General features: G+C 72.7%; 12 protein-coding genes. 6 read left to right on the forward strand and 6 right to left on the reverse strand.

The window, feature by feature from the left end:
- Positions 1 to 2: 2 nt before the first annotated feature.
- Positions 3 to 3,401 (forward strand): S41 family peptidase, encoded by a 3,399-nt coding sequence (locus B085_RS0117390; RefSeq protein WP_018559848.1) that lies wholly within the window; start codon positions 3 to 5, stop codon positions 3,399 to 3,401.
- A 117-nt stretch (positions 3,402 to 3,518) separates the two neighbouring features.
- Here the strand turns inward: B085_RS0117390 and B085_RS0117395 are convergent, their stop codons facing one another.
- From B085_RS0117395 to B085_RS0117410, 4 genes are all read right to left on the reverse strand, one after another.
- On the reverse strand, positions 3,519 to 3,779 hold the full coding sequence (locus B085_RS0117395) for a hypothetical protein (protein WP_018559849.1): 261 nt from the start codon (positions 3,777 to 3,779) through the stop codon (positions 3,519 to 3,521).
- A gap of 97 nt (positions 3,780 to 3,876) precedes the next feature.
- Complete coding sequence (locus tag B085_RS0117400; RefSeq protein ID WP_018559850.1) at positions 3,877 to 4,770, reverse strand: SDR family oxidoreductase; 894 nt, start codon at positions 4,768 to 4,770, stop codon at positions 3,877 to 3,879.
- Positions 4,767 to 5,699: an alpha/beta fold hydrolase gene (locus B085_RS0117405; protein ID WP_018559851.1), complete on the reverse strand. Its 933-nt coding sequence runs from the start codon at positions 5,697 to 5,699 to the stop codon at positions 4,767 to 4,769. The genes B085_RS0117400 and B085_RS0117405 overlap by 4 nt, the downstream gene beginning before the upstream one ends.
- Positions 5,696 to 7,207: a flavin-containing monooxygenase gene (locus B085_RS0117410; protein ID WP_018559852.1), complete on the reverse strand. Its 1,512-nt coding sequence runs from the start codon at positions 7,205 to 7,207 to the stop codon at positions 5,696 to 5,698. The genes B085_RS0117405 and B085_RS0117410 overlap by 4 nt, the downstream gene beginning before the upstream one ends.
- 167 nt (positions 7,208 to 7,374) lie before the next feature.
- Between B085_RS0117410 and B085_RS0117415 the strand changes: the two genes are divergently transcribed.
- Complete coding sequence (locus B085_RS0117415; RefSeq protein WP_018559853.1) at positions 7,375 to 8,064, forward strand: MerR family transcriptional regulator; 690 nt, start codon at positions 7,375 to 7,377, stop codon at positions 8,062 to 8,064.
- A 256-nt stretch (positions 8,065 to 8,320) separates the two neighbouring features.
- Positions 8,321 to 9,145, forward strand: coding sequence for an arylamine N-acetyltransferase family protein (locus B085_RS0117420; RefSeq protein WP_018559854.1), 825 nt, complete (start codon positions 8,321 to 8,323; stop codon positions 9,143 to 9,145).
- Between the two features lie 7 nt (positions 9,146 to 9,152).
- Here the strand turns inward: B085_RS0117420 and B085_RS0117425 are convergent, their stop codons facing one another.
- Positions 9,153 to 9,368, reverse strand: coding sequence for a DUF4287 domain-containing protein (locus tag B085_RS0117425; protein WP_018559855.1), 216 nt, complete (start codon positions 9,366 to 9,368; stop codon positions 9,153 to 9,155).
- Positions 9,369 to 9,546: 178 nt separating this feature from the next.
- Here B085_RS0117425 and B085_RS0117430 point away from each other — a divergent pair, with 178 nt between their 5' ends.
- The 3 genes from B085_RS0117430 to B085_RS0117440 all read left to right on the forward strand — a co-directional run bounded on the left by B085_RS0117430 (position 9,547) and on the right by B085_RS0117440 (position 11,982).
- The gene (locus B085_RS0117430; RefSeq protein ID WP_018559856.1) at positions 9,547 to 10,359 is read left to right on the forward strand and encodes a helix-turn-helix domain-containing protein; all 813 of its coding nucleotides are present in this window, start codon (positions 9,547 to 9,549) and stop codon (positions 10,357 to 10,359) included.
- Positions 10,356 to 10,550: a DUF397 domain-containing protein gene (locus B085_RS0117435; protein WP_018559857.1), complete on the forward strand. Its 195-nt coding sequence runs from the start codon at positions 10,356 to 10,358 to the stop codon at positions 10,548 to 10,550. The genes B085_RS0117430 and B085_RS0117435 overlap by 4 nt, the downstream gene beginning before the upstream one ends.
- 352 nt (positions 10,551 to 10,902) lie before the next feature.
- On the forward strand, positions 10,903 to 11,982 hold the full coding sequence (locus B085_RS0117440; RefSeq protein ID WP_018559858.1) for a glycerophosphodiester phosphodiesterase family protein: 1,080 nt from the start codon (positions 10,903 to 10,905) through the stop codon (positions 11,980 to 11,982).
- A 64-nt stretch (positions 11,983 to 12,046) separates the two neighbouring features.
- Here the strand turns inward: B085_RS0117440 and B085_RS0117445 are convergent, their stop codons facing one another.
- Positions 12,047 to 12,952, reverse strand: coding sequence for a DMT family transporter (locus tag B085_RS0117445; RefSeq protein WP_018559859.1), 906 nt, complete (start codon positions 12,950 to 12,952; stop codon positions 12,047 to 12,049).
- Positions 12,953 to 13,131 lie beyond the last annotated feature (179 nt).

A 13,131-nucleotide genomic window follows, 5' to 3' on the forward strand; every position in this document is an offset into this window, starting at 1 on the left:
GAGTGAGCGACGCCGCATATCTCCGGTTTCCGCATGTCCACGGCGAGCGGCTCTGTTTCGTCGCCGAGGACGACATCTGGGTCGCGCCCCTGGACGAGGGGCGCGCGTGGCGGGTGACGGCCGACCGGATCCGGGTCGGGCATCCGCGGTTCTCCCTCGACGGCTCGGTGATCGCCTTCAACAGCTGGCGCTCCCTCGACCCCGAGGTGTACGTGGCGCCGGTCGAGGGCGGCCCGGCCCGCCGGCTGACCTACTGGGGCAGCACCGACACACGGGTGCGCGCCTGGACGCCGGACGGCCGGATCCTGGCCGTCTCCTCCCACGGCGAGCCGTTCTCGCACTACACCTGGGCCTACGGCATCCCGTACGAGGGCGGTCCCGGCAGCCGGCTGCCCTGGGGCCCGGTGTCGGACATCGCCGTGGACGACAGCGAGGAGGGCGAGCACCGGACGCTGCTGCTGACCGCGACCGCGCCGCACGAGCCGGCCTCGTGGAAGCGGTACCGGGGCGGGGCGACCGGGCGGCTGTGGCTGCAGTGCCGGCGGCTGCTGCCGGAGATCGACGGCCATCTGGAGTCGCCGATGTTCGTCGCGGGTCGCATCGCCTTCCTCTCCGACCACGAGGGCATCGGCAACCTGTACTCCTGCCTGCCGGACGGCACTGACCTGCGGCGGCACACCGACCACGCCGACTTCTACGCCCGCAGCGCCGCCACCGACGGCACGCGCGTGGTCTACCAGTGCGCGGGCGAGGTGTGGCTGGTCGACGACCTCGGCCCGGACTCGGTGCCCCGGCGTGTCGCCGTCGACCTCGGCGGCCCGCGCGCGGGCCGGCGCCCGTACCAGGTCCCGGCCTCGGCGTACCTGGACGGGCTGGCCGTGGACCGCACCGGCCGCGCCAGCGCGGTGTGCGTGCGGGGCAGCCTGTACTGGCTGACCCACCGCGACGGGCCCGCGCGCACCATCTCCGACGTGCCCGGGTCGCGGGTCCGGCTGCCGGTCATGCTCGGCGACACCGGGCGGATCGCCTTCGTCACCGACGCCGAGGGCGAGGACGCCATCGAGATCGCCGCGCTGCCGGGGCGCCCCGCGCCACTGGCCGCCGCCGAGATCGCCGACGCCGACGACGCCGTCGCGCAGGCGCTGCGGGCCGCGGGGACGGAGTCGGAGGCCGGGGAAGGCGGGGAGCAGGGGGCGGACGGGACAGCGCAGGACATCGCGGCCGCCGAGGGGCAGACCGTGCCGCGGCCCCCGTGCCGCAGCGGCGGTACGCGGCTGGCGTGCGGGCTGCTCGGCCGCGTCCACGAACTGGTGCCCTCCCCCGACGGCCAGATCCTCGCCGTCGCCTCCCACGACGGACGGCTGCTGATGGTCGACGCGGAGTCGGGCATGGTGGCCGAGCTGGTCCGCTCCTCCAACGGCCCGGTCCGTGACCTGTCCTTCTCCCCGGACTCCGACTGGATCGCCTGGTCCCACCCGGTCATCGGGCGTTCGCTGCGCAAGATCCGGATCGCCCGGCTGAGCCCGGACCCGGAGACCGGCAAGCACACCCTCATCGACGTCACCAACGGCCGTTTCGAGGACGAGCAGCCGGTCTTCACCCGCGACGGCCGGTACCTGGCCTTCCTGTCCTGGCGCGGCTTCGACCCGGTGTACGACGTGCACACCGGCGACCTGTCCTTCCCGCTGGGCTGCCGCCCGCACCTCGTACCGCTGCACTCGGCGACGCCCTCGCCCTTCGCGCTGCCCGTGGAGGGCCGGCCGCCGGGGGGCGGGCTGGACCCGACCGGTTTCACCGAGGGACCGCTCGCGGTGGAGGCGGCCGGGCTGCCGATGCGGGTGACGCCCTTCCCGGTGCCCGCCTCCAAGTACAGCTCGCTGGAGGCGGTGCGGGGCGGCCTGACCTGGCTGCGCTGGCCGATCTCCGGCGCGCTCGGCGAGACCTTCGTCAATCCGACCGACCCCTCCGCCCGGCCCACGCTGGAGTACTTCGGCCTGGCCAAGTCCAAGCGGGTCGAGCTGGTACGGCACATGGACTGGTACCGGGTCAGCGGCGACGGTACGCAGCTGGTGGTCTTCGACGAGGGCGACCTGACGGTGGTCCCGGCGTACGAGCCGGGCGACCTGGACTCCACCGTCTACATCGACATGCGCCGGATCCTGCACGAGGCGAACCCGCCCACCGAGTGGCGGCAGGCGTTCGACGAGGCCGGGCGGATCATCCGCGACTACTTCTGGGCCCCGGACATGTGCGGCATCGACTGGCCGGCCATCCTCGACCAGTACCGTCCGCTGGTCGAACGGGTCGCCACCCCGGACGAGTTCGCCGACCTGCAGCGCGAGGTCCTCGGTGAGCTGGGCACCTCGCACGCGTACGTGGCGCCGGCCCGCCGCAGCGAGGGGCCGCCGCACTACCAGCGGCCCATCGGTCTGCTCGGCGTCAACTTCGTGCACACCAAGGACGGCCGTTGGGTGGTCACGCGCATCCTGCCCGGCGAGTCCTCGGACTCCAAGGCCCGTTCGCCGCTGGCCGGCACCGGCATCCTGGAGGGCGCCGCGCTGACCCACGTCGACGGCCGCGCCGTCGATCCGGACGCCGGACCCGGCCCGCTGCTGTCGGCCGCCGGCGGGACCACGGTGGAGCTGACCTTCGTCCCGCCCGACGGCGGGCATCCGCGCCGGGTCGCGGTGGTGCCGCTGGTGGACGAGCGGCCGCTGCGCTACCAGGACTGGGTGGCCAAACGGCGCGCGGTCGTGAGGGCGTTGAGCGAGGGCAAGTGCGGTTATCTGCACATCCCCGACCTGGGCGGCTCGGGCTGGGCGCAGTTCAACCGCGACCTGCGCATCGAGATCGTCCACCCGGCGCTCATCGTCGACGTGCGCGGCAACGCGGGCGGCAACATCAGCGACCTGGTGGTGGAGAGCCTGACCCGCAAGATCCTCGGCTGGGACCACACCCGCCACGCGCAGCCGGTGAGTTACGCCGGCAACGCCCCGCGGGGCCCGATCGTGGCACTGGCGGACGAGGCGACGGCCTCCGACGGAGACATGATCACCGCCACGTTCCGGCTGCTGGGTATCGGCCCGGTGGTGGGCCACCGCACCTGGGGCGGTGTGGTCGGCATGACCGGCCGGCACCGGCTGGGCGACGGCACGGTGATCACGGTGCCGATGAACGCCGCCTGGTTCGAGGCCTACGGATGGGCGGTGGAGAACTACGGCGTCGAGCCGGACATCCCGGTCATCCGCACCCCGCTGGACTGGGCGGAGGGCCGTCGCACCGACCTGGAGGCCGCCGTGCAGACGGCGTTGGACCTGCTGGAGAAGCACCCGGCCTCCACTCCGCCCGATCTGTCCGACCGCCCGGACCGGCGGCGGCCTCCGCTCCCCCCGCGTCCCTGAGCCTCCCTCCCCGCCGGCTACTCCCGCCGGGGACGGCGGAAGGCCGGGCCGAGGGCGGCGGAAGGGGCGCGCCCTGTACGGACGCGCCCCTCCTCGTTCACTCCTGGACCACGCGGGTCAGGACCGGTCCCGCCGCTCGTCGATCTCCTCCGGCGAACGCCGACGTTCGCGGTCGCCCTTGGGCATCGACTCGGGCTTGGACGGCTGGCCGTGGCCGGGCTCGCGGTGCTGCGGCTTGCCCTGCTGGCGCATCGGGTCGTCGGCCATGCCCTGAGCGCGCTCACGGGTCTGGCCGATACGCTCCTGCCCCTGGGGCTGAGCCTGCGGGCGGTTCTGCTGCTGCCCGGCCTTGTTTCGCGTGGGGTCGTTCTTGCCCATGATCACTCCTTCGTGATGTGCGGATGGGCCTCGACCAGGCTGACACGGCCGGACACGGTGCGCATTTCGGACGAATGCGTACCGTGAACAGCGCTGGTCAGACGGGCCTTTCCGACCGGGCACGCTCGTCGGCGGCGCCGCCGCGGCCGACGAGTCCCTGCCGGATGCCGCCCGCGGCCGTGATCCTCGGCTCCAGGCGGCGCATCTCGCGCCGTCCCAGGGCGCCGCCGATCAGGCCGGGCAAGTACCCGCGCACGGACTGCGTTCCGCGCAGCCACCACTGGGCGTAGACATGCGGCGAGCGGCGAGCGATCCCGTCCGCGATGCGCTCGACCGCGGGCCGCAGCGGGTAGGTGCGACTGGCCGGCCAGGGCAGCCGGGAGCGGGCCTCGCGCATCACGTCGTCCTCGTCGGCGCCGCGCACCATGTCGGTGTCGGTCCAGCTCAGATACCCCACACCGACCTTGACGCCCTTGAAGCCGACCTCGGCGCGCAGGCAGTGCGCGAAGGCCTCCACCCCCGCCTTGCTGGCGCAGTACGCGGTCATCAGCGGGGCCGGGGTGATCGCGGCGAGCGAGGCGATCTGCAGCAGGTAGCCGCGCGAGGCGAGCAGCGCCGGAAGGAACGCGCGGGCGGTCACCACGCTGCCCAGCAGGTTGACCTGGACGACCCGTTCGAAGTCTGCGGGATCCACGTCCAGGAACGGACCGCCGGTCGCCACACCGGCGTTGGCGACGACGACGTCGACGCGGCCGTAGCGATCCACGACCTCCCCGGCCACCCGGGCCATCGCCTCCCGATCGGTGACGTCGGCCGTCCAGCACCCCGCGTCCGGGCCCATCTCCGCTGCGACGCGCTTGAGTTCGTCCGGCTCCAGCCCTACCAGGGCCAACCGGGCTCCTCGTGCGCCGAGTTCGCGGGCCAGCATCGCCCCCACCCCGCGGGCGGCGCCGGTCACCACCGCCACCTGCCCGTTCAGCGACCTGCTCATGCCGTCTCCTCCTTGACCTGGGCCCCGGGCCGCAGATGGTCCTCGACGAGGGTGCGTACGACGCCCGCGACCGCGGCCGGCGCCTCCAGCGGGGTCATGTGGCCGAGGCCCGGCAGCTCGGTGAGCCCGGCGAACCGGGAGAGCCGGGCGGCCATGCCGTGGGCGTGCACCGGAGGGGTGAGCTTGTCGGCGCCGCCCACCAGCACGGCGGTGGGCACGCGCAGCGCGGAGACGCCCGCGTCGAGATTGAGCCCCGCCAGCACCCGGCCCCACCCCGCACGCTGCCGCCGCCCGCAGGCGTGCACGATGCGGGCGGTGGCGGCCACCAGCTCCCTGCTCGACGCCGCCCCCAGGATCCCGTACTTGAGCGCGGCCCGGGTCACCGCGGACTGCGGGCCCAGCGGCGCCGAACTGACCAGCAGGAAGCGGTGGAAGGCGTCGCGCACCCGCTTGCTGCGCACCCGCGGCGGCAGCACCGCCGCCTCGGCGAGCAGCCGTCCGCTGCCGGTACTGGCCAGCAGCACCGCGGCCGTGCGGGACTGCACGGCGGCACGGTCGCCCGCCGCCATCGCGGTCATCCCTCCCATGGAGTGGCCGACCAGCACCACCTTCTCGTCGCCCTCGACGGCGGACTCCAGGACCGCGGTGAGGTCGTCGGCGAGCGCGCCGGTGCCGTAGCCGCCGCGGCGCGGGGTCCCGCTGCCGCCGTGACCGCGCTGGTCGTAGGCCACGACCCGGTAATCCCCCGCGAGTTCGTGGATGAGCGGGGCCCAGAACAGGGTGCTGCAGGTCCAGCCGTGGATCAGCACCACGGTGGGCGCGGTGCCGGGCTCGGGGCCGTACTCCTCCACATGGATCGAGGTGCCGTCCGCGGACCGCACGGAATGCGTGCGCCGGGTGGCGGGCAGGTCGAAGACGGACGCGGTCACGAGGCGACCTCCACGCGCTCCGGGCGCTCCCCGGGGGCACCGGCGGGCACGATCTCGTACTCCTGGAGGTCCAGCCGCCGCGTGGCGCGCCGGAACTCGGCGGTCGTCCCGGGCCAGACCGTGGTGTTGCGCCCCTGGTCGTCCAGGTACCAGCTGACGCAGCCCCCGGTGTTCCACACCGTGCGGGTCATGCGGCGCTGCACTTCGTCGTTCCAGGACCGCACGGCCTCCGGACGGGCGTCGAACGCCGCGGCCCCGGTGGTGTCCAGGGCGCGCAGGTACGCGGCGACGTAGTTCAGCGAGGACTCGATCATCAGGATCATCGAGCTGTTGCCCAGGCCCGTGTTGGGCCCGATGACGAAGAGCAGGTTGGGGAAGCCGTCGACGGCGCAGCCGCGCAGGGCGGCCATGCCGCCCTTCCAGTGCTCGGCCAGCGAGCGGCCGTAGGCGCCGAACACCCGCTCCCCGATGGGCATGTCCGTGACGTGGAAGCCGGTGCCGAACACGATCGCGTCGGCCTCGCGCTCGGTGCCGTCGGCCATGACCAGGGTCGAGCCGCGCACCTCCTTCAGCGCGGAGGCGACGACCTCGGTGTTGGGCCGGGCGAGCGCCGGGTAGTAGTCGTTGGACAGCAGGATGCGCTTGCAGCCGATCCGGTAGTCGGGGGTCAGCTTGGCGCGCAGCGCCGGGTCCTTGACGGTCTTGCGCATGTGCGAGGCGGCGACGGCCTGCGCGCCGCGCATCATCGCCGGGCGCTTGGTGAAGGCGCCGACCTGGAACTCCCGGATCAGCCAGAGCAGTCCGCGCCGCGCCCTGGCGGTGGCCGGCACCTTGGCGTGCAGCCACTGCTCGGCCCGGCTGATCCCGCGGTCCATGCGCGGCATCACCCACGGCGGTGTCCGCTGCACCACGGTCAGGCTCTCCACCTCGGGCTGGATCGCGGGCACGATCTGGATGGCGGAGGCCCCGGTGCCGACCATGGCGACCCGCTTGCCCTTGAGGTCGAAGTCGTGGTCCCACTTCGAGGAGTGGAAGACCCGCCCGGGGAAGGCGTCCAGGCCCGGGACGTCCGGCAGCTTGGGGTCGGACAGCGGTCCGGTGGCCGAGACCACGACGTCGGCGGTGAGTTCGCCGCGCGAGGTGGTGATGCGCCAGTGCCGGGCGCCGGCGTCCCAGCGGGCCTCGGTCACCTCCGTGCGCAGGCGCAGGTGCGGGCGGAGGCCGAAGGTGTCAGCGACCCGTTCCAGGTAGTCCCGGATGTGCGGCTGGCCGGAGAAGGTGCGCGGCCACCGCGCGTTGGGCGCGAAGGAGAACGAGTACAGGTGCGAGGGCACGTCGCAGGCGCACCCCGGGTAGCTGTTGTCGCGCCACGTCCCGCCGACGGAGTCACGGCGCTCCAGGACGACGAAGTCCGTGATCCCCTCGCGTCGCAGCCGCACGGCGGCGCCGAGTCCGCCGAACCCCGATCCGATCACCGCAACCCGCACGTGTTCGCTGTGTCCGGCCATACCGCCGCCTCTCGGTGCCGCCCCTGTGCCGAATCGCGCCAGCGTTCACTGGCACGGTTCGGAGCGTAGACCAGAAGGCGTTACCAGCGGTAGAGGCCGGGCCACGCGATGTGCCGCGCGCACCGCATAGGCTGATCGGCGTGGCAACGCACGAACGCGAGTACCGGATGGACGAGCTGGCGGAGGCGGCCGGTGTCCCGGTCCGAACCGTCCGCTTCTACCGGGAGCGCAAGCTGCTCCCCGCGCCACGCCGCGAAGGCCGGATCGCCTGGTACAACGACCACCACCTGGCCCGGCTGCGCACCATCACGGCGCTGCTGGAGCGGGGCCACACCCTGGGCGGCATCGCCGAGCTGATGGACGCCTGGGAGAGCGGCCGCCACGACGTCGGCGAACTCCTCGGCCTGGACCCGGCACTGCCCACCCGCTGGTCGGAGGAGGAGCCGCTGCGGCTCACCCCCGAGGGCCTCGCCGACCACTACGGCGACCAGGCCACCGCCGAGAACCTGGCCACCGCCCTGGACATCGGCTACATCGCCGTCGACGGCGACGACGTGGTGCACGTCAGCCGCCGGCTGCTGGAGGCCTCGGCCGCGCTGGTCCGGGAGGGCATCCCGCTCGCCGAGGTGCTCGCCACGGGCCGTGACATGCGGGACCGCATGGACCCGCTCGCCGAGCTGTTCGTCGAACTGGCCCGCACCCACGTCCTGCCGGACGCGGAGGCCGACCTGCAGTCCGGCGACACCACCCGGCTCACCGAGGCCATCGCCCGGCTGCGCCCGCTGGTGCAGGCCGTCGTCGAGGCGGAACTCGCCCTGGCGATCGACCGCAGGCTGCGCGAGGAACTCAAGCGGTGACGCGGGCCTGATGCGCCGCGAGCACGCCGCCGGACCCGCCACGCCCTGCGGATCCCCGCCGGCCGCCGTCGCCCGCGTCCACCGCATACCCGGCGAAGTCCCCGAACCGGCCGTCACCACGTGGCCCCGGCATCCGAGCCCGGGTGGACGGCGAGCCCTCGCCCTGCGGATCCCCGCCGGTCGCCGCCCCGCACCCGCGCAAGCGCCCTCCCGAAGGCGGCGCGAGGAGGCCGCCGCGCATCCGTACCGTGGTCGTATGACTCTCGATCTCGATGCCTATCTCGCCCGCATCGGCTGGACCGGGGAGCGCCGTCCCACGGCGGAGGTGCTGCGGTCCGTGCACCGCGCCCATCTGCTGGGCATCCCGTTCGAGAACCTCGACCCGGTCCTGGGCCGGGCGCCCTCGCTCGCGTTGCCCGACCTGGAGGCCAAGCTCGTCCGCGGCACACGCGGCGGCTACTGCTACGAGCACAACACCCTGTTCGCCGCGGCGCTCACCGCCCTCGGGTTCCGGGTCACGCTGCTCACCGCGCGCGTCCTGGTGGGGGCGCAGCCGGGGGACGTCCGCCCCCGTACGCACATGCTCATGCTCACCGAGGTGCCCGGCGAGCCGGTGCCGTGGGTGACCGACGTCGGCTTCGGCAGCATCGGCTCCCTGCTGGAGCCGCTGCCGCTGGTCGCGGACGAGGAATTGCACGACGCCCCGCGCCGCCACCGGCTCGTCCACGCGCCGCACGACGGACCGCTGGAGCTGTGGAAGCTCCAGGCGTACCTGCCCGGCGCCGCGGACGACGGGTGGGAGGACCAGTACGCCTTCACCGTCGAGCCCTTCCAGGCCCCGGACTACGAGGTCATCAACTGGCACGTCGCGACCAATCCGCGCTCCCCCTTCTCCCGCGGCGTCTACGTCCAGCGCACCACGGGCGACGCCCATCTCTCCCTCACCGGTCGCCACCTGACGCAGACGGCCGCCGACGGCACCCGCGAGGAGCGCGAACTGGCCGACGGGGACGAGGTGCTGCGGGTCCTGGCGGACGACTTCGGCGTACGGCTCCCCGAGGGGACGCGACTGCCGGCGTGACCCGGTGCTACGACGCGGCCTGCCCCTCTGCGAGAGTGTGCGCCACCAGCGCGTTGGCGTGGCCGTGCCCGAGGCCGTGCTCGGTCTTCAGCCAGCCGACGAGCTCCGTGTGCCGGGTCAGCGGGGAGGAGCGGATGAGCTCCTTCCACTCCGCGACCGGCCGGCCGTACTTCTGCTCGATCGACGGGAAGTAACTCGCGGGGCCCTTCACGTTCTGCGTCATACCTGGTTGGACTGTCCGGGCGCCGCGAACCCATCGGAGCCCTGCCGTGACCCGCATCACACCGGCCGGCCGTTCCCCGGGGCAGGTGAATTCCGCCGGTTCACGGCGTGCCGCCGGGCGGCGTCTGCCTAGTGTGGCGCCCGGGACGACACCAAGCGAGCCGGACGGGGGTGGCCGCATGACGGTCGAGGACAGGCGCTCGGTGAGCATGAGGATCTTCGGGGACCTGCTCAAGACGCTGCGCGAGGGCCGCGGAGTCACTCTGGACGCGGTGGCGGCGCACACGGGCTACTCGAAGTCGCAGACGGTCAAGATCGAGTGCGGGGAGCGCATCGCCAGCAAGGCGTTCATCGAGCGGGCGGAGCAACTGCTGGACTCACCCGGGGTGCTGAAGGCGGTGGCCCCCCATCTGTCGCGGGAGAAGCTCCCCGTGGGGTACGGGGAGTACGCGGACGAGGAGGCCCGGGCACTGAGTCTGGGCGCCTACGACTCCCATGTCGTCAACGGCCTGCTGCAGACCGAGGCTTGCATGCGTGCCGTGTTCGGCGCCCGCTGCCCGGCACTGGAGGAGGACGAGGTCGAACGCTGGACGGAGGACCGGCTGGCCCGCCAGGCGCTGATCGTCCGCAGACCCGTGTGCATGCTCTCCTTCGTCCTGGAGGAGTGGGTGCTGCGCCGCCCCACGGGCGGACGGGCGGTGATGAGCGCCCAGTTGTCGCACCTCGTCGAGGTGGGCCGGCGGCGCAACGTCCAGATCCAGGTGATGCCGGCCCGGTACGAGGCGCACGCCGGCCTCGACGGCCCCTTCACCCTGATGGAGAACCCGGACCGCCAGTCGCTCGCCTACGCCGAGGGGCAGGTCGGGGGGCTGCTCACGGATGACCGGAAAAGGGTCAGTCTGCTCCACCAGCGCTATGGAATGATCCGGGCACAGGCCCTCACACCCGAGGACTCCGCGAAGTTGATCGAGCAGATTGCGGGTGAACTGTGAGCGCTCTCGTGTGGTTCACGTCCCGTCACAGCGGCAGCGACGGCGGTCAGTGCGTGGAGGTGGCGGTCGGCCCGGCCGCCGTCCATGTGCGGGACTCCAAGGACAGGTCCGGCCCCGCCCTGGCCTTCGAGCCGGACGCGTGGACCGCGTTCGTGGCCTTCGCCAGCCGATTGCCCGAACCTCAGGGATAGTTACCAGTCGGTAATCCCTACGCCGGTTTCCGCTCACCGCACCAGCGAACGTACGGTGCATGGCAACCCTCAGAACCCTCACATGGAGACGCGGCGCCGTCGTCGCGGCGATCGTCGCCGCCGGGGTGTCCGGCCTCGCGCTCCCCGCCGACGCCACGCCGCCGGGCGCACCTTCGAGCCCCCGGACCACGACAGCCTGCCCGACTGACCCCGCCCGAGACCGCCCGGCCCCCGGCGCCCGGGGAGATCGTTTCCCGGGCGTTCACCATGCCCTCATCCGTGGGCTCCGTACGGGCTCGACCTGCGGCTTAGCGTCACGAGGTCCCGTTCGCCCGATATAGACGAGGTGTACATGTCCCTCCGGCACGCAATCGCAGCCCTGGCCGTCGTGCCCGCGCTCGTGGTCCCCACCGCCGCCCAGGCGGCCACCGCCCACCACGGCCACGACCACGGCCAAGGCCACAAGGCCTCCTTCGACCTGCAGGCCCACCGCGGCGGCATCGGCATGACCACGGAGGAGTCCCTGGAGGGCTTCGGCAAGGCCCTGCGCCTCGGGGTGAGCACCCTGGAGCTGGACACCCACGTCACCAAGGACCAGAAGGTCGTCGTCAACCACGACCGCCAGATCAGCGCCCAGAAGTGCAAGGACACCGGTCCCGTCACGCCGGGCGACCCGATGTACCCCTACGTCGGCAAGTACATCAAGGACCTGACGCTGGCCCAGATCAAGACGATGGACTGCGGCTACCAGCAGCTGCCCGGCTTCCCCGAGCAGGAGCAGGTCAAGGGCCACCGCATGGTGGAGCTCAAGGACGTCCTCGGCCTGGTCAAGAGCTACAAGGCCAAGAAGGTCAAGCTCAACATCGAGACCAAGGTGGAGGCCGGCGCCCCCGAGCAGACCGCGCCGCGCGAGCTGTTCGTGCGCCGCGTCTTCGAGGAGATCCACCGCTCGGGCATCGAGAAGCAGGTCACCATCCAGTCCTTCGACTGGGGCGCCCTGAAGGAGATGCACAAGCTCGCGCCGAAGTACCCGCTGGTGGCGCTGACCAACTACGACTTCCTCCAGGTCGGCAAGCCCGGCGCCTCCCCGTGGCTCGGCGGCATCGACGCCGACGACTACGACGGCGACTTCGTCAAGGCCGCCGCCGCCGTCCCGGGCGTCACGGCGCTCTCCCCGGTCTACGGCATGCCGCAGAACGGCACCATCGCGGACCCGAACTTCACGTTCTACGTCACCGAGAAGATGGTGGACGACGCCCACGAGCGCGGCCTGAAGGTCATCCCGTGGACCTGCGACGACAACCCGACCATCGAGGCCCTGATGGACATGGGCATCGACGGCATCATCACCGACTACCCCAACCACGTGCGGCAGATCATGGCCGACCGCGGCATGCGCCTGCCCAAGGCCTACCCCGCGCCGCGCCACTGACGACCGGCGCCCCGCGCGCGGACGCCCCCGGAACCGGCCGGTTCCGGGGGCGTCCGCGTACGGTTCAGGTGGCCGAGGCGGCGGGTTCCTCGGCCGGGCTCGCCAGGTGCTCCTCGGGATGGACGCACTTGTAGAGGCACTGGGTGCGGGACATCGCGAAGACGCCGTAGCTGAGCACCGCGAAACCCAGCAGCGCGGGCAGCAGCCAGAGACCGGTGCGCGGCTGCTCGCCGTAGAGCGTGACCCCGAGGCAGAAGCCGACGACGGCGTCGCCGAGCGTCAGGGCGGGCTGCGAGGCGATCAGCGGTCCCCCCTGCATGGCGGTCCCCAGCAGGAAGAGCGAGAACCCGCCGGCCGCGGCGAACGCGTAGGTCTGCCAGGACAGCAGCCAGGCCGCGACGCCCTGGCGCTCCAGGATGTCCATGGACGACTTGATCAGCGCGGCCGTGAGGGCGTTGCCCACCGCGGCGGCCCCGCCCAGGCAGGCGGCGCGCATCAGGCCGTTGGGCCGCCGCAGCCCCGCGAGCACCAGCACCGCGCCGAGCCCGCCGACGATCAGCAGGGTCGGCACCCACCAGAGGCCCGGAACCTGCTCGCGGCCCCCGCTGGGCGCCATCGAGAAGAGGAACAGCGCCAGGCCGCCGGCGATGCACGCCACACAGGCCCACGCCTTGTGGGACAGCTCGACGTGGAAGACCATGCCGCCGATCACCAGGGCCAGCGGCAGTTCCAGGATGAACACCGGCTGGACCGCCGCGAGCGACCCCGTGCCCAGCGCCAACGCCTGGAAGATCGCGGCCAGGATGACGCCGAGGATCCCCGCGAGCCACACGGGGGTGCGCAGCAGGTCCTTCATCAGACCGAGGCGCAGGGACTTCGAGGCGGGGACGGTGAGCACCGCGCGCCGCTGCAGGACCGTGCCGAAGGCGTTGCTGCAGGCGGCGAGGACGGCGAAGAGGATCGAGATCATGAGGACGGCACCACTCCCCGCGTGCTCGGCCGCGGTCGTCCTCGTCCGGCTCGGCGCCGGACGACGCTCGACCGTTCAAAGGCATTCGTCCGGTTTTCCACGTGAATGGAAAGTCTAACGTCGAACGCATACGGAGGCCCGGCCGCCCGGCGGTCACCGCGACGGTCACGGCACCGCGG

The organism is Streptomyces sp. BoleA5, assembly GCF_000373665.1.
In the GTDB taxonomy this organism is placed as follows: Bacteria; Actinomycetota; Actinomycetes; order Streptomycetales; family Streptomycetaceae; genus Actinacidiphila.